A 16,218-nucleotide genomic window follows, 5' to 3' on the forward strand; every position below is an offset into this window, starting at 1 on the left:
AATCACGTTGGGCATGACGCTTTAGTGACAGCAAAATGATCTTTTTATTTCAAATCAATGAAATGGACAAGGAGTCAGAAGAAGGCAGCGCATGAGGTGTGGTAATCTAGCGCCGTGTATCCATGATGATTTAGGTGCTTGTTAATGAGTTCGGAGTTTGGTCAGCCCAATTTTGTGATGATTCGTCGTCAATTTGACTTTCGCGGCATTGAAATGGGGCGTTGGGTAAAGCCAGAAGAGCGCGACCGCGCGGCAGTGAATTTTTACCAAGCGCTGTGTGACCTAATGGACGTGCTGCAGGGGCCTGAAACGCTGATTTCTTTGCGTGGTAGCCTAGGGCTTCAGTTTGGTAAAGGCGGACGGCCAGGTGTGGCGGCGCATTATATGCCAGCGACGCGCCAACTGGCGTTAGCGAAAAACGCCGGTGCCGGCAGTCTTGCTCACGAGTGGTATCATGCTTTCGATCATTACATGGGAGACAAAATGTTTCCCATCCTAGGGGCTCAATCGTTTGCGTCCTCTAATTGGTTAACGTCCACCAGGATGCAACCACACCCTCTGAATACGTTATTAGAAAACTGCTTCAAAGCCATTATGCTCAATACCGATGGCAGCGCCCCCAGCGCGATGTTTGATGCCTCTAAGCGCACGGATGAAGCGTTAAATATGGTTTATTACGCCAAGCCGGAAGAGTTGTGTGCCAGAGCATTTGAAGCTTTTGTAGAAGACGAAAAACCCAAAAGTCGCTTTCTTGTGAAAGGCAGTCGCTATTCAGATGAAGCCAAAGCAGGGCTGTATCCACAAGGCGCGCAGCGTCAGCAAATTAACGCGGCGTTTAAAGCCTATTTTTCAAGGCTTGGCGCCGCGCTGTATCGACAGCAATCTGAATGATACCTTTCTAAAGGGCATTTGGGGTGTTGGTCATCCTAGCTAAGGCCTTCTTTTCTTGAGACGAGGTTGGCTTTTTATAGGGGGAAATAAAAAGCTGTATATCTATACAGTATTTGGTTTATCCCCACAAAAACCGCGATTTCCGCTTCTCTGTCATGGCCTTTTTGGACTCAATTCGCTTTGCACCAGTGTTAAAAAAGCGTCTTTGGCCTTGTGAAAGCCGGTGTTTTTATTCCAGAGAAAGTAGTTTTTGATGGGGTTGAGTTGCTCAAATGTATAGCCTTTGATGCCGCCAATAAGTTTAAACTGCTCGTATATGCCTCTTGGTACCAATGAAATGCCAGCGCCTGAGCTGACGCAGCCAAGGATGGTGCCATAGCTTGCAATGCTGGTGATCTCGGCGGAAACCTGATTGATCTCAAGCCAGTTCTCTAGCGCTTTTCGATATGGGCAGCCTTCTGGCCACATGTAGACATTCTTGCCAACTAAGTCGGCCGGAGAGCGCACTGTGTCAAACGTGGCAGGGGCGATTAATACAATTTCTTCTTGATAGATTTCAACGCATTCAATGTCTGGGTGTACGCTTTTGCCCGCGATGATGGCGCTGTCTAGTTCATGTTTGACCACCGCGGTTTCTAAGGCTTTCCATTTCCCCGTGGTAAATTCAATGTGCACGTTTGAGTAATATTTGTGGTATTTGGACAATACCTTTGGTAACCGGCTGGTGGCAGCGGATTCAATCGCGCCTAGGCGCAGTGTCCCCATAGGTTCTCCTTCGCTGCTAATGGCGCGCTTTGCTTCTTGGCACATGGACAAAATTTTATTGACGTACTCAAGGAATATATCGCCGGCTGGACTCAATGTTAAGCCGCGTCCTTTGCGTATCAATAAGGCTTCCCCTAATTCCTCTTCTAAATTCTTGATTCGTGTCGTGATGTTCGAAGGCACGCAATGCAGTTGTTCAGCGGCTTTCGCGATGCTGCCAAGATCCGCAATGGTTTTAAACATACGCAATTGAGAGAGTTCCATCTGATCGCTCATTAAAAGTGAATGATCTGCTTAATATAAGTTACTTTTTTTTAGTTATCCAGTTGATTAGGTTAGCAAGGTGTTGATCAGGCGCCGCCTTGCTTTAGGTCGGTGTGGTTGCTTTTTAATGACTGCTTTTATCGTATAGGAACGGATTATGATTACCAGCGTCACTGACGTGATCGCGTTAGGTGTGTTTGCTTTTTGTGGTGGATTAATTGATGCGGCTGTGGGGGGAGGCGGTTTGATCCTCTTGCCTGCGTTGATGCATGCGCTGCCCGAATACGCATTATCAATGGTGTTTGGTACCAATAAAGTGGCGGTTTGGATGGCCGCAATTAGCTCTATTGGCACTTATCTTAAAAGGGTAAACATGGTTTGGAGAGTGCTGTTGCCTACGGCTCTGTCGGCGTTTGTGTTTGCCTATTTTGGGGCCATGTCTGTGGCTAGCATCCCCAAAGACAGCATGCAGATCGTTGTTTTCGTCCTCTTGATTACGATGGCTATTTACACGTTTCACAAGAAAGACTTGGGGTTGAGTCATACCAAGGTGGAGGGCAGCGTGAGAAACATGGCGAAAGGGGTCGTGTTTGGTGGTCTGATTGGTTTTTATGACGGACTGTTTGGTCCTGGGAGTGGTAGTTTTCTGATTTTTCTTTTTATCAGAGGGTTTGGGTTTGATTTCTTAAATGCCTCAGCCTCTGCAAAGCTGGTGAATCTGGGGGCGTTTACGGCGGCGCTGCTGTTCTTTATACCGTCGGGAAATGTGTTGTGGAAAGTGAGCGCGCTCATCGCGGTTTGTAATGTGTTAGGGGCATTTGCCGGCGTTTATCTGGCTCTAAGGTTAGGCAGCCGCTTTATCAGGGTGTTGTTTTTGGCCTTGTTGCTCTTTTTGATCAGCCGAATGGGGTTCACCATGTTGGTCGTGTGATTTTAAGCCTAGTAACGATGTTTAACGACTCGTACCTAGTTGGTGGTATGGCGTTAATAATGACAATGAGAGTAGTCAACAAAGACATGGTAGAAAGCCTTGCTGTTGAATTAAATAAAGCCGGCAGTCAGGTGGATCAAGTCTCGCAACGAGGCAATGCTATTTATGGCATATTGGATACGATTCGAGCGGTGTCAGAGCAAACCAATCTACTGGCATTAAATGCCGCCATTGAGGCAGCGCGTGCGGGAGAGCAAGGTCGTGGTTTTGCGGTTGTGGCTGATGAAGTGCGCAGTTTAGCCGCAAGAACACAAGCCTCAACAGAAGAGGTGGACATTTTAATTAAGGGGCTGCAAGAAGATGTTCGTTCGGCGGTTAGCTTGATCGCTCATAGCCAAGAGGAAGCGAAGAAAACCGTTTCTTCTTCCATAGAAAGTGCTGAAAAACTGGGTTTTGTTAATGAACGCGTTTCTATGGTGTCTGAAAACACCATTCAAGTTGCCTCGGCGGCGACCGAGCAATCCAATGTTGCGGAGGCGATTAATAAAAACCTTGTGGTAATCAGTGACTCAACGCAATCGTTAAGGGACATTGTTGCGAATCTGGAATCAGGGCATGTGGACAGCGCGGAGGCCGTTGATAAACTCACGGAGATTTTGTCTAAATTCAAAGTCGAGCGTTAATGGCTGTTTGAGCTGGGGTTTTCTAGGCTGTTTTATGAAGCAGTGGTTAATAAAAAAGGGCGAATCATGGCTGATTCGCCCTTTTTTGCTTTGCGCCGCTTAGTGTTTTACGCCGCCAAGCTTAGTCTTCGTAGCTGTCGATTGGTGGGCATTCGCAGAACAAGTTACGATCGCCGTAAACGTTATCGATGCGTCCCACTGGTGGCCAGTACTTACGAGCTTTGATCCAAGGAAGTGGGTACGCCGCGTCTTTACGAGAGTAAGCGTGGGTCCATTCCATGTCTAATAAGCTATCGGCAGTGTGCGGTGCGTTAACCAATGGGTTGTCTTCCAGTGGCCATTCGCCGTCTTGCACGCGGCTGATTTCGTTGCGGATTTGAATCATCGAATCGCAGAAGCGGTCTAACTCTTCTAGGTTTTCCGATTCTGTTGGTTCAATCATCAAGGTGCCCGCCACAGGGAAGGACATGGTTGGTGCGTGGAACCCGAAATCCATCAAGCGTTTTGCGATGTCTTCTTCGCTAATGCCTGATTCTGCTTTCAGTGGACGAATATCGATAATGCATTCGTGGGCTACTGTGCCATTTTTGCCTGTGTACAGTACTGGGTAATGTTCACCTAGGCGTTTGGCAATGTAGTTTGCGTTCAAGATGGCGTTAAAGGTGGCATCACGTAGCCCTTGGTCGCCCATCATTTTGATGTACATCCAGGTGATAACAAGAATGCTCGCGCTGCCGTAAGGGGCAGCAGACACCGCGCCGTGTTGTTCTTGCATACCCATTACTGGCGCCACAGAGTGACCCGGTAGGAAAGGCGCCAGGTGAGATTTAACACCAATTGGCCCCATGCCAGGACCGCCACCACCGTGTGGGATACAGAATGTTTTATGTAGATTAAGGTGAGACACATCACCGCCAAACGCACCTGGAGGCGCAATACCGACCAAGGCATTTAAGTTCGCCCCATCGATGTACACCTGACCACCAAATTTATGCACTATGTCACACACTTCGCGAATGTGTTCTTCGAATACACCGTGAGTGGATGGGTAAGTGGCCATGATGCAGCTTAGTTCAGCGGCGTGTTTTTCGGCTTTTGCAGCCAGATCCACAAGGTCAATGTTGCCGTCTTCATCGCATTTTACGATCACGACTTTCATCCCAGCCAATGCGGCAGAAGCTGGGTTGGTGCCGTGGGCAGAACTTGGAATTAGGCAAATGTTGCGGTCATGGTCGCCACGAGATTTGTGGTACTTGTCGATGGCTATAAGACCTGCGTATTCCCCTTGGGCGCCAGAGTTAGGCTGTAGGGACACTGTGTCGTAGCCTGTGGCTTTTGACAGCATAGCGATCAGTTCAGACAATAACGTGTGGTAACCCGCAGCCTGTTCTGTTGGTGCAAATGGGTGGATGCCACCGAATTCAGCCCAAGTCACAGGGATCATTTCAGACGCGGCGTTCAGCTTCATCGTACAAGAACCAAGTGGGATCATGCTCTGGTTAAGGGCGATGTCTTTCACTTCTAGTTGATGCATGTAGCGCATTAACTCTGTTTCACTGTGGTGAGAGTTAAACACAGGGTGCTTCAAAATAGCATCTTGACGTAGTAAAGCACCATCGAATCCGGTGCTGGCTGCGGTAGCGTCTATGTCTTCTTGTGACAAAGAGAAACCGAAACAGTCCGCAAGATCGATTAAGTCTTGGTTGGTGGTCGTTTCGCTAAAGGTAATAGAAAGACGGCTAGCCGACGTCTGGTGTAGGTTGATCAGTTTGGCTTGGGTTGCTGCGACTATGTCTGCTGTTTTGTCGTTGGTGTCAACGACGACCATGTCAAAGTAATTGGCGTTGGTGGTAAAGCCGTTTGCTTTTAGTGCTGTTGCAAAGCAGTTTGCGTACGCCGCCACTCGAGAGGCGATTTTCTTCAAGCCAACAGGGCCGTGATACACAGCATAGAAGCCGGCCATCATGGCAAGCAATGCTTGTGCGGTACAGATGTTTGATGTCGCTTTTTCGCGGCGAATGTGTTGCTCGCGAGTTTGCATCGCCATGCGCAATGCAGGTTTGCCGTGGCTGTCTTTGGAGACGCCAATTACACGACCTGGCATAGAGCGTTTAAAGGCATCTTTTGTTGCCAAGAAGGCCGCGTGTGGACCGCCGAATCCCATTGGGACGCCAAAACGTTGGGCGCTACCAAAGACGATGTCAGCCCCCATGTCGCCAGGGGATTTCAATAGCACAAGCGCCAGTAGATCGACGGCGATGCTGGTTAGAGCGCCTTGCTCGTGGGCTTGTGCCACAAGGTCGGTTAGATCCGTGACTTCGCCGTTGATGCCTGGGTATTGGAAGATGGCACCAAATACATCGTGAGAGGCAAGGTTTTCATTGGCATCAACCACCACGTCGATATCGAGCAATTCCGCTCGCGTTTTTACCACGTCGATGGTTTGCGTTAATAATTGGTCAGACACAAACAGGGTGTTGGATTTCTTGCGGTTAGAGCGCTTCATCAGAGTCATGGCCTCGGCCGCCGCAGTGGCTTCGTCTAATAAAGACGCGTTTGAGATTTCCATGCCCGTTAGGTCAATAATAACTTGTTGGAAGTTAAGCAGTGCTTCCAAGCGACCTTGGGATATCTCTGGCTGATAAGGGGTGTATGCCGTGTACCAACCTGGGTTTTCTAGCAAGTTTCTTAAAATAGGTGAAGGCACTAGGGTGTCGTGGTAGCCCATACCAATGAAAGAGCGCGCTACCTTGTTTTGCTTGGCAATGGCTTTTAATTGGCGTAATGCGTCACTTTCGCTCGATGGCTGAGCAGAAAGGTCAAGGTTGGCTTGGCGAATCGCTTCCGGTATGGTTTTTTCGATCAGAGCGTTTAGTGAGTCAATGCCAATAGTCTTCAGCATGGTAGTGCGTTCTGAATCGTCTGGGCCAATATGGCGCGCGATAAATTCGTCATTGCTTAGCAAATCACGGATACACGAGGTCATGATTTATATCACCTATTAAGAAAACGAGAGAGGAGGCTCTCTTGCTGTCGCCTTGTGGGGTTAGCAAGAGAGTGAATAACTGCCTTATTCGATGGTAGCGGCGTAACCAGCTGCATCAAGTAGTTTGCTTAGGTCTGTGCCTTCAGCAAGTTTGATCTTAGCGATCCAAGCGCCTTCAAAAGGGGCTTCGTTAATAAGCTCTGGTGCGTCATCAAGGTCAGTGTTCACCTCGATTACTTCACCTGATACGGGTGCGTAAATGTCAGAAGCGGCTTTAACCGACTCAACCAATGAGAATTGCTCTGTTGCGGTCACTTCAAGGCCAACTTCAGGCAGTTCTACATAAACTACATCGCCTAACAGGTCTTGTGCGTGGTCAGTGATGCCGACTGTTACAGTGCCGTCGCCATTGTCTAGAACCCACTCATGGGAATCTGCGTATTTTAGATTTTCTGGGATAGTACTCATGAATGATGCCTCTTTTAAAAAAATACCCGAGGGGGTTGCCCTCGGGTAGATGATTTTTTAGCGGTACAGTGGGAAGCGTTTGCACAACTCTTTGACTTCCGCCAAAACGCGTGCTTCAACTTCTGGGTTGCCGTCTGGATTGCCAACTAGGCCGTCCAACACGTCACTGATTAAGTGACCCACTTTGCGGAATTCTTCTTCTCCAAAGCCACGAGATGTTGCCGCTGGTGTACCTAGACGGATACCAGAGGTGACCATTGGTTTTTCAGTGTCGAATGGAATGCCGTTTTTGTTACAAGTAATACCAGCGCGCTCTAGAGCTTGGTCTACAACATTGCCTTTTAAGCCTTTAGGGCGAAGATCCACCAACATTAGGTGAGTATCTGTACCGCCTGTTACCACATCACAACCACGTTCAATCATAACCGCAGCCAACGCTTTAGCGTTTGCAACGACTTGTTTGATGTAGTCAGTGAATTCTGGTTTCAGTGCTTCGCCAAACGCAACCGCTTTACCCGCGATAACGTGCATCAATGGGCCGCCTTGGTAGCCTGGGAAAACAGCAGAGTTGATTTTCTTACCAAGATCAAGATCGTTGGAAAGGATCATGCCGCCACGAGGACCACGAAGTGTTTTGTGTGTCGTTGTTGTCACAATGTGTGCGTGAGGCAGTGGAGATGGGTGAACCCCAGTCGCTACCAAGCCAGCAATGTGAGCCATGTCGACAAATAAGTAAGCGCCGACTTTGTCTGCGATTTCACGGAAACGTTTGAAATCGATTTCACGAGGAATAGCAGAGCCACCCGCGATGATCATTTTAGGTTTGCATTCGATTGCTTGCGCTTCGATAGCATCGTAATCGATCAATAAAGTCTCAGGGTTAACGTCGTATTGAACGGCGTTGAACCATTTGCCTGATTGAGCTGGTGCTGCACCGTGAGTTAAGTGACCACCTGAAGACAAGGTCATGCCCATGATAGTGTCGCCTGGCTGTAGCAATGCAAGCATTACTGCGCCGTTCGCTTGAGCACCAGAATGAGGTTGAACGTTAACAAACTCACAGTTGAACAATTTTTTTGCGCGATCAATGGCAAGTTGTTCTGTTACGTCGACAGCTTCACAACCACCGTAGTAGCGGCGAGTAGGGTAGCCTTCAGCGTATTTATTCGTTAGTACGGAGCCTTGAGCTTCCAAGACAGCTTTGGAAACGATGTTTTCAGAAGCAATCAATTCGATACCAGTTTCTTGACGTTCTTGTTCTTCAACAAGGGTTGCAAAAAGTTCTGAATCGCGATCAGCCAGGGATTGGCTGAAAAAGGCTTCGGTGTTTGCCATGGTGTATTCCTCTTAAATAAACATTAATGCCCAATAAAGACACAGAGTCCTTAATATAATAACACTAGGGCAGTCTAAGATGATGAAAAAAGATCATCTTTCTAAGAGCGTCGATAATTGTCTGCTTCGCGCCAATTTTTCGTATCATATCGAAAAAGTTTCCAATTGGAAACACGTAAGAAAGTGGTATTTTTAAATCTTTTGATAAAATAGGTTGATTTTATCTGACCATTTGTTCAGGTTTTTGCCTGTTTATCGGAATAATTGCCGATTTAGTTGGATTTTAATTGGCTTATGGCTTGTCAACCACATTGAATTTTAGATAATCTGTTTCCAATCGGAAACTTCCTAAACACTGGCCCAATTAAAGGTTTGCTTATGAAACGTACTTCTCTTTATGCACAACACATCGCCGCGGACGCAAGAATGGTTGAATTTGCAGGTTATGAAATGCCTGTACAGTATCCATTAGGGGTTAAAAAGGAACATTTGTGGGTGCGTGAAAAGGCGGGGTTGTTTGACGTTTCTCACATGGGGCAACTTATTCTTAAAGGCAAAGACGTGAAATCTGCCTTTGAAGCCATTGTGCCAGTGGATGTTTTGGATCTACCTAAAGGTATGCAGCGTTACGGTCTTTTCACCACTCAAGACGGTACTATTACAGATGATCTCATGTTTGCAAACTGGGGTGACGATTTATTTGTTGTTGTCAACGCGGCTTGTAAAGAGCAAGACATTGCGCATTTGAAAGCCTCGTTGTCCGATTGTGACGTAGAAGTAATAGAGGATCGTGCGTTATTGGCGATTCAAGGGCCAGCAGCTCGCGCTGTCTTTTCTCGCCTAGTACCAGAAGCGCAAACGATGACATTTATGCAGAGTCTTAAATTTGACTGGCAAGGCGTTGAGTTGTGGGTAAGCTGTTCTGGTTACACAGGAGAGGACGGCTATGAAGTTTCTGTGCCAAATGATCATGCCGAAGCGTTTGCCGCGGCGTTATTAGCATTTGAAGAAGTTGAATGGATTGGTCTGGGGGCGCGTGACTCATTGCGACTAGAGGCGGGCTTGTGCCTTTATGGTCATGATATCGATACCACCACCACACCGATTGAAGCGTCATTAAATTGGGCGATCCAGCCAATACGCCGCTTAGGCGGTGCTCGTGAAGGCGGTTTTCCGGGGGCGGATGTGATTTTGCCTCAGTTCTCAAACAAACCTGCTCGTAAACGAGTTGGCTTTTTAGTCGACGGTAAAGCGCCAGTGCGCGAAGGCGTTCAAATTGTTAACCAAGCTGGGGAAGAGAAAGGCTTGGTCACCAGTGGTGGTTTCTCACCTTCTTTGTCTCAGCCTATTGTGATGGCTTATGTGTCCAGTGAGGCATTGGCAAGTGAAGAACCTTTGTTTGCCCTAGTGCGAGGCAAAAGCATTCCATTATTGTTGACGAAAATGCCATTTGTGCCTGCACGTTATTACCGCGGTTAACCGCCTGCGACGACGCTTTTGAAGAAAACACGTCAGGCAAAGCAACTAAGTTATGTGCTATTGCGTTATGTATGCGCCGCACTGTCGGCGTTTGCATAGCGCGGTTTTGGAAGATATGTAATAATCCTGCCTTTTGTTTGGGGGATTGATCCTTGGTTACTGCTGCTCAGCTGATAGAGGCGTTTGATGCCTGTTTTCTTTCACGCTTTCATACCACTTTGGTTGGTGGTGCGGATGAGCCGCTTTACTTACCGTCAAAAGGCAAAGCTACCCCCGCTATTCTCTACTTTCGATTAGATTACCCCTCTAGTGCATTGCATGAAATCAGTCACTGGTGTCTGGCTGGTCCGCAACGACGTCTATTAGAAGATTATGGTTACTGGTATGAAACCGATTCGCGCACGCAACAGCAACAAGCGCTGTTTGAGCAAGTTGAGGTTAAGCCTCAAGCGATTGAGTGTGTTTTGCATTGGGCGGCGGGATTAGAGTTTCGAGTAAGTGTTGATAACTTAGCCTTGGTTGATTATGACGCGACCCCTTTTCAGCAATCTGTTTATCGCCAAGTGGGCGATTATCTAATTTCTGGCTTACCAGAGAGAGCACTTACATTTGCTAAGTACTTGCTGGCTCGCCGTTTACCTAATATCGATTTTAATGAGTTTATAAAACAGCAGTATGAAAATAATAGCCGATGAGAATATGCCCAATGTGGCGACGCTTTTTTCTCCTTTCGCAGACGTAGAGCTGGTTAACGGTAGGACCCTAAGCAAGGAACAAGTAAAGGATGCCGATGCGCTGCTCGTGCGATCAGTCACCAAGGTGAATAAAGCGCTATTAGAAGGCAGCTCAGTTCGCTTTGTTGGCAGTGCTACCATTGGTGTGGATCACATAGATACCGAGTATTTGGCTGAGCAAGGCATTGCCTTTACCAGTGCGCCTGGTTGCAATGCTGAAGCGGTTGCGGATTATGTGTTCAGTGCGTTGGGCTATTTGTCGCTGAGTAAGAGCTTGTCTTGGTTGGGTAAAAAAATTGGCGTGATTGGATACGGCAACGTCGGCAAAACCGTTTATGATCGCTTTTTAGCCCTCGGCTGCAATGTGTGTGTCTATGACCCTTTTAAAGAACAAGAGATAGCAAGTGGCTCGGTTAATTTTGCCTCGTTAGAAACGGTATTGGGTTGCGCGGTTATTTCTTTGCATGCGCCACTTACGACAACGGGAAAATACCCGACGCAAGGCATGATTGGTGCTGAGCTTTTGTCTGGTGTGCAGGTCGGTACTACGATCATCAGTGCTGGTCGTGGTGGAGTGATTGACGAAGTGGCCTTGCGTGGGCGCCATCACGCATTGCAGGGCGCGTTAAATATTGTCCTAGACGTTTGGCAAGGCGAGCCACTGATTGATGCCTCGACATTGGCCATTGCTGATATTGCGACGCCTCATATTGCGGGGTACAGTAAACAGGGTCGTGAAAAAGGCACTTGGATGGTTTATCAGGCATTTTGTCGTTTTTTTGATATTCCTAACCCTCTTGATCTTGAAAAGGCGATTACGGCTGGAAGAATACGCTCTATTGGTATTGAGAAAGGGCCATTGACGGAAGAAATGCTCGCGCGCTCAATGCACGCTATTTACGATGTGGCTCGAGACGATGCTAGACTGCGTGGAAAATATCGCGCAGGCTCGGATAGGTCGACATTTGATTGGCTAAGAAAGCATTATGTTGAAAGAGATGAGTTTAATACTTGCTTCGTTTCTAATGGTAAGCAAGCGGATCTTAAGGCTTTGCGTGCTATCGGTTTCCGAGTGGAATAATAATATTAATTAGAAAGTGGAATTTTGATGGCTGGGGTTATACAAGTCGACTTAGGTGATTTAGATGTACCTCTAGGTACGTTTGTACAGTTAGAGTTTATTACGCCTCCGGCGAGGCATATGGTGAAGGTGCTGGGTGCCATTCCTGGGCGCTCCTTGATTGTTTCTTGTCCTACGTCCAAAGGCAGAAAGATCTTTGTCCGTGAAGGGCAGGCGATTAATGTTCGGCTTATGCTGGGTACTGCTGTGTGCGCTTTCTCAAGTCGGGTTGCAAAGAGTTATCTTGAACCTGCGGCCCATTTGCACTTAGCCTATCCGTCGTATGTTGAGACCTCTGTGGTTCGTGAGACGGTGCGTGTAGAGACACGACTTATTTGCAGCCTAGAGCCGACAAGCAATGAAAACACCATTCCTGAGGCAACATCGGGGATTGTTGTGGATCTAAGTGCCGGTGGTGCCAAGCTGATTTCTAAAGAAGACTTTGGCGCCGTGAAGCAGCGAATGCGCGTGGCGATGAACATTAAAATCAGCGGCTATAACTTTTTCTTGAAAGTAAATTGCGAAATCCGCTCACAAGAAATTCAAATGCTAGAGCAGTTGCAATCTACCTTGGTGGATAATGACTTTTTATCGAGAATGGACGCTGAGTATTTCTATGTTTATGGTCTTCGTTTTGAGGATCTAACAAAAGAAATTGTCATTCCTTTGACCGCGTATATTTTGGAAAACCAAAAGAAAAAAGCGCGTTAAGCGTTGTGTCTTGTTGAAAATGAGTGGTCGAGAATAAAGTGTTGCGAATCGAAAAAGCAAAAAAAAACCAGCCTAGTCGCTGGTTTTTTTTGGTTGATAAGCTTGTGTTTCTAGCGCTCTGTTACAGAGCCTGTAACGCTTGGATGCGCTTATCGATAGGAGGGTGGCTTGAAAACAATTCCCCTAATGTCGGTGCTTTACCGCGATTAATGCCGAATGCCAACATTGAATCTGGCATGTGGCTGGCTTCGTGCTCCTGTTGTAATCGAGCCAGCGCCGCAATCATAGCGCCTTTGCCTGCCAATCGAGCGCCAGCTTCGTCTGCTCTGAACTCTCGAAAGCGCGAAAACCACATCACAATCATTGACGCAAGAATGCCGAAAAGAATCTCGAACACAAAGGTCGCAATGTAATAGCCCCAACCAACCGAACCTTCGTCGTCATTCTTACGTAGGAACTGGTCCACGGCATAGGCGGCAATACGCGCAAAGAACATCACAAAGGTGTTCACTACGCCTTGAATCAAACTTAGCGTGATCATGTCGCCATTTGCCACGTGACCAATCTCGTGACCCAGCACGGCTTTGATTTCATCCGGCGGGAAGCGATCCATCATGCCGCTGGAGACAGCAACTAACGCATCGTTTTTATTCCAGCCAGTCGCAAAAGCATTGGCGTCATGGGATGGAAAAATGGCCACTTCAGGCATTTTGATGCCCGCGTTACGGGATAGCTCAGCGACCGTGTCGATAAGCCAAGCTTCTTTGTGGTTACTGGGTTGCTTAATGACCACGGCGCCTGTGCCGCGCTTGGCCATAAACTTGGAAAGCAACAAGGAAATGATGCTACCAGTAAAGCCAAAGACACCACAGAAGATAAGCAAGGAGGTGAAATTCAAACCGTTGCTTGTCATGTAACCGTTTACGCCTAAAAGGCTAAGAATAATACCTGCAACCACCATCACGGCGATGTTGGTTAACAAAAACAGAATGATGCGCATGTTCATGCTCCTAGAAAAACTGTTAGGAGCATGATAGGGCCATAAAGTTCAATTTCAAGCAGAGAAGATTCTCTTATGTGAGCTTATTTAGCGTTTTCTTAGTCGCCCTAGAAAAGCCGCGAAACGTTCCATGGCTGGTGTTAGGTCTTCAATGTGCGGAAGGAAGACGAAACGCACGTGGTCAGGTGTTGGCCAATTAAAGCCGGTACCTTGAACAATCAGCACTTTTTCTTCTTGTAAGAAGCGCAAGACTAAATCCATGTCGTCTTGAATGGGGTAAATGCGAGGGTCTAGTTTTGGAAAGAGATATAGCGCGCCTTCGGGTTTATGACAGCTCACCCCAGGGATGGCGTCGAGGGCTTCCCATGCAACGGCTCTTTGTTCATAGAAGCGCCCACCAGGTATGATCAGCTCATTAATGCTCTGATAACCCCCTAGGGCCGTTTGTACAGCGTGTTGCGCAGGCACGTTTGCACACAGACGCATAGAGCTAAGAATGTCTAAGCCATCTATATAGTCGCTTATGCCGCTTTTATCCCCCGTGATGGCCATCCAACCTGAGCGAAAGCCGGCGGTGCGATACACTTTAGACAAGCCACCAAATGTGACGCAAGGCATGCGACCTTCTGTGAGCGTGCTGGTGGGGATGTGAGTCGCGCCGTCATATAAAATTTTGTCGTAGATTTCATCGGAAAAAATCAACAGTTTATGTTCTTCCGCAAGGTCAATAATGGCGTCTAGAATGCCTTTTTCATAAACCGCGCCCGTAGGGTTGTTCGGGTTGATAATGACAATGGCTTTGGTTTTGTTGGAAATCTTAGCGCGTATGTCTTGAATATCAGGTTGCCAACCGGCCCCTTCATCACAAAGGTAGTGTTTTACATAACCGCCAGACAAGGTGGCCGCGGCGGTCCATAAAGGGTAATCAGGCGCAGGGATCAAAATCTCATCGCCATCATTGAGCAGGGCTTGCATGGCCATCACGATGAGCTCGCTGACGCCATTGCCCATCCAGACATTATTTACGTCGGCAGATTTTACCCCCAAGGCTTGGTATTTTTGCATCACCGCCTTACGGGCGGAATAAAGCCCTTTTGATTCACAGTATCCCTGCGCCGTGGGTAGGTTGCGGATAACATCAACTAGGATCTCATCGGGCGCTTTAAAACCAAAGGTCGCTGGGTTGCCGATATTGAGTTTTAGGATTCGTTGGCCTTCTTCTTCCATTCGCATGGCTTCTTTAAGAACTGGGCCGCGGATTTCATAACAGATGTTTGCTAATTTGTTAGATTTGCGAATTTGCACGAGTTTTCCTTGTTAATGCAGGGGGTAGGGCGAATATACTTACTCTATACCTAATTCTGGAGCATTCAAGATGAGTGATAGAGATAGCACTAAAAAAGTCATCAAGTCCGACGAGGAGTGGCGTAAAGAGCTCCCTGAAGACGTTTTCAATATTGTGCGCTTAAAAGGAACTGAGCGTCCTCATACTGGTGAGTACGATAACTTTTATGAAGCCGGTCAGTATCGTTGCCGTTGCTGCAGTAGTTTATTGTTTGATTCCGGCAAAAAATTCAATGCCGGTTGTGGTTGGCCGAGCTTTTATGATGGCCACCAAGAAAACATTGAAGAGCACAGTGATAACTCTTGGCGCATGCAGCGAACAGAAGTAGTGTGCGCGAATTGTGATGCCCACCTTGGGCACGTATTTAATGATGGTCCACCGCCAACAGGGTTACGTTATTGCATTAACTCTGCTTCTTTGTTGTTTGATGAAGAAAAGTAACCAGGCTTTTACGCTAGACAATAAAAAAGGCGCTCCTTAAAGGGCGCCTTTTTTTGTGCTCTGCTTTTGGGTTGTTGGCGAATCCATGTCGCCGCTTAGATTACTCTTTAAGTAGGGTGATGATGTTCTGATCGCTAAGCAAGCGACTGACTGTTTTGCTTGCTAGGTCATTCATGTCTTCTTGTACTGTGCTTTGGTAAGGCAGGGTGCCGTACTCTTCTACTTTCTGAGAGCCAAAGTTGGCTTTATAGGTTTGACCTTTGGCTTTTACCGTTGCCGCAAGCTGAAAGTCGAGAGTCGCTGTGGTTTTCAAATTCTTTGCTTTTGTGGTGTAGCTCATCTTAGTGATAACAACATTAAGTTCAGCTGGTGGGTAAACACCTTGATCTGGCGTGAAGCCTAATTGGGTAAGTCCATTGATGATGCTCTTATTAACGCTTTCTTTTACATCATTAGTCGTAAAGATATCAGCGCGCTCGTTCAGTCCTGTTTTAATGGCGCCAATGTGGTTGCCTAGTTGTGTATTGGTGGTTACTTGTATGGCGCGGTCGTTTTGCAGTTGTTCTTTCTTTATAGAGGCCGTAGGTTCGATCTGTATGTAGTGCGTTGTCGTACAACCAGCCAATAATAGGGTGGCAAAGGATAGGGGTAGTAAAAGGCGTGTTTTCAGCATAAATAGCTCCATTTTTAGACAATGTCTTTGTAAAACAAGTTGTTGTTAGCTTAACTTAATAGAAATTTTAAAAAAACTGTTGATTTTCAGATTATTAACAGTAATATACGCCCCCGCTCACACAGCAAGATTAAAACGTTGTCCCGTTCGTCTAGAGGCCTAGGACACCGCCCTTTCACGGCGGTAACAGGGGTTCGAACCCCCTACGGGACGCCATCCTTTCAAACGGACGGTTAGTTTACTTTGAATGTCTTAACTGTGAAAAGCATTTTGCGGGAATAGCTCAGTGGTAGAGCACAACCTTGCCAAGGTTGGGGTCGCGAGTTCGAGCCTCGTTTCCCGCTCCATCTTCTTACTAGAAGATGTGACTGACAAAGTGTCATTGGAACTGA

At 47.2% G+C, this 16,218-nt stretch carries 15 protein-coding genes and 2 tRNA genes; 10 read left to right on the forward strand and 7 right to left on the reverse strand.

Annotated features, from left to right (window positions below):
* The first annotated feature begins 144 nt into the window (after positions 1-144).
* On the forward strand, positions 145-891 hold the full coding sequence (locus tag E0D71_RS12430) for a CLCA_X family protein (protein ID WP_133003623.1): 747 nt from the start codon (positions 145-147) through the stop codon (positions 889-891).
* A gap of 153 nt (positions 892-1,044) precedes the next feature.
* Here the strand turns inward: E0D71_RS12430 and E0D71_RS12435 are convergent, their stop codons facing one another.
* Positions 1,045-1,920: a LysR substrate-binding domain-containing protein gene (locus tag E0D71_RS12435; protein ID WP_133003624.1), complete on the reverse strand. Its 876-nt coding sequence runs from the start codon at positions 1,918-1,920 to the stop codon at positions 1,045-1,047.
* A gap of 157 nt (positions 1,921-2,077) precedes the next feature.
* On the opposite strand from E0D71_RS12435, the gene E0D71_RS12440 reads away from it, so the two are divergent.
* Positions 2,078-2,851 (forward strand): sulfite exporter TauE/SafE family protein, encoded by a 774-nt coding sequence (locus tag E0D71_RS12440; RefSeq protein ID WP_133003625.1) that lies wholly within the window; start codon positions 2,078-2,080, stop codon positions 2,849-2,851.
* 59 nt (positions 2,852-2,910) lie between these two features.
* Positions 2,911-3,534, forward strand: a complete 624-nt coding sequence (locus tag E0D71_RS12445; RefSeq protein WP_279433445.1) for a methyl-accepting chemotaxis protein — start codon at positions 2,911-2,913, stop codon at positions 3,532-3,534.
* Positions 3,535-3,655: 121 nt separating this feature from the next.
* On the opposite strand, the gene gcvP is transcribed toward E0D71_RS12445, so the two are convergent.
* The 3 genes from gcvP to glyA all read right to left on the reverse strand — a co-directional run bounded on the left by gcvP (position 3,656) and on the right by glyA (position 8,323).
* On the reverse strand, positions 3,656-6,520 hold the full coding sequence (gene gcvP, locus E0D71_RS12450; protein WP_133003627.1) for an aminomethyl-transferring glycine dehydrogenase: 2,865 nt from the start codon (positions 6,518-6,520) through the stop codon (positions 3,656-3,658).
* A gap of 84 nt (positions 6,521-6,604) precedes the next feature.
* Positions 6,605-6,988: a glycine cleavage system protein GcvH gene (gcvH, locus tag E0D71_RS12455; protein WP_207923391.1), complete on the reverse strand. Its 384-nt coding sequence runs from the start codon at positions 6,986-6,988 to the stop codon at positions 6,605-6,607.
* A 57-nt stretch (positions 6,989-7,045) separates the two neighbouring features.
* A complete protein-coding gene (gene glyA / locus E0D71_RS12460) occupies positions 7,046-8,323 on the reverse strand; it encodes a serine hydroxymethyltransferase (protein WP_133003628.1) in 1,278 nt (425 codons plus the stop codon).
* A 378-nt stretch (positions 8,324-8,701) separates the two neighbouring features.
* Between glyA and gcvT the strand changes: the two genes are divergently transcribed.
* The 4 genes from gcvT (at position 8,702) to E0D71_RS12480 (ending at position 12,367) form a co-directional block, all read left to right on the forward strand.
* Complete coding sequence (gene gcvT, locus E0D71_RS12465) at positions 8,702-9,802, forward strand: glycine cleavage system aminomethyltransferase GcvT (protein WP_133003629.1); 1,101 nt, start codon at positions 8,702-8,704, stop codon at positions 9,800-9,802.
* A 152-nt stretch (positions 9,803-9,954) separates the two neighbouring features.
* Positions 9,955-10,497, forward strand: a complete 543-nt coding sequence (locus tag E0D71_RS12470; RefSeq protein WP_133003630.1) for an elongation factor P hydroxylase — start codon at positions 9,955-9,957, stop codon at positions 10,495-10,497.
* Positions 10,478-11,617: a 4-phosphoerythronate dehydrogenase gene (locus E0D71_RS12475; protein ID WP_133003631.1), complete on the forward strand. Its 1,140-nt coding sequence runs from the start codon at positions 10,478-10,480 to the stop codon at positions 11,615-11,617. Before E0D71_RS12470 ends, E0D71_RS12475 begins: the two co-directional genes overlap by 20 nt.
* Before the next feature lie 27 nt (positions 11,618-11,644).
* Positions 11,645-12,367, forward strand: coding sequence for a flagellar brake protein (locus E0D71_RS12480; RefSeq protein WP_133003632.1), 723 nt, complete (start codon positions 11,645-11,647; stop codon positions 12,365-12,367).
* A 121-nt stretch (positions 12,368-12,488) separates the two neighbouring features.
* Here the strand turns inward: E0D71_RS12480 and htpX are convergent, their stop codons facing one another.
* Both htpX and E0D71_RS12490 read right to left on the reverse strand, forming a co-directional pair.
* The gene (gene htpX / locus E0D71_RS12485) at positions 12,489-13,367 is read right to left on the reverse strand and encodes a protease HtpX (RefSeq protein ID WP_133003633.1); all 879 of its coding nucleotides are present in this window, start codon (positions 13,365-13,367) and stop codon (positions 12,489-12,491) included.
* 87 nt (positions 13,368-13,454) lie between these two features.
* The gene (locus tag E0D71_RS12490; protein WP_133003634.1) at positions 13,455-14,672 is read right to left on the reverse strand and encodes a pyridoxal phosphate-dependent aminotransferase; all 1,218 of its coding nucleotides are present in this window, start codon (positions 14,670-14,672) and stop codon (positions 13,455-13,457) included.
* A 70-nt stretch (positions 14,673-14,742) separates the two neighbouring features.
* Here E0D71_RS12490 and msrB point away from each other — a divergent pair, with 70 nt between their 5' ends.
* Positions 14,743-15,153 carry a peptide-methionine (R)-S-oxide reductase MsrB gene (msrB, locus tag E0D71_RS12495; RefSeq protein WP_133003635.1) on the forward strand — a complete coding sequence of 137 codons (411 nt, stop codon included), beginning with the start codon at positions 14,743-14,745 and terminating at the stop codon, positions 15,151-15,153.
* A 100-nt stretch (positions 15,154-15,253) separates the two neighbouring features.
* Here msrB and E0D71_RS12500 read toward each other — a convergent pair whose 3' ends face one another.
* Positions 15,254-15,826 carry a YajG family lipoprotein gene (locus E0D71_RS12500; protein WP_133003636.1) on the reverse strand — a complete coding sequence of 191 codons (573 nt, stop codon included), beginning with the start codon at positions 15,824-15,826 and terminating at the stop codon, positions 15,254-15,256.
* Positions 15,827-15,966: 140 nt separating this feature from the next.
* Between E0D71_RS12500 and E0D71_RS12505 the strand changes: the two genes are divergently transcribed.
* A tRNA-Glu gene (locus tag E0D71_RS12505) sits at positions 15,967-16,042 on the forward strand.
* 56 nt (positions 16,043-16,098) lie between these two features.
* Positions 16,099-16,173: transfer RNA gene (locus E0D71_RS12510), tRNA-Gly, on the forward strand.
* Positions 16,174-16,218 lie beyond the last annotated feature (45 nt).

The organism is Marinomonas sp. KMM3893 (genome assembly GCF_004352855.1).
GTDB classification, from domain to species: Bacteria; Pseudomonadota; Gammaproteobacteria; order Pseudomonadales; family Marinomonadaceae; genus Marinomonas; species Marinomonas arenicola.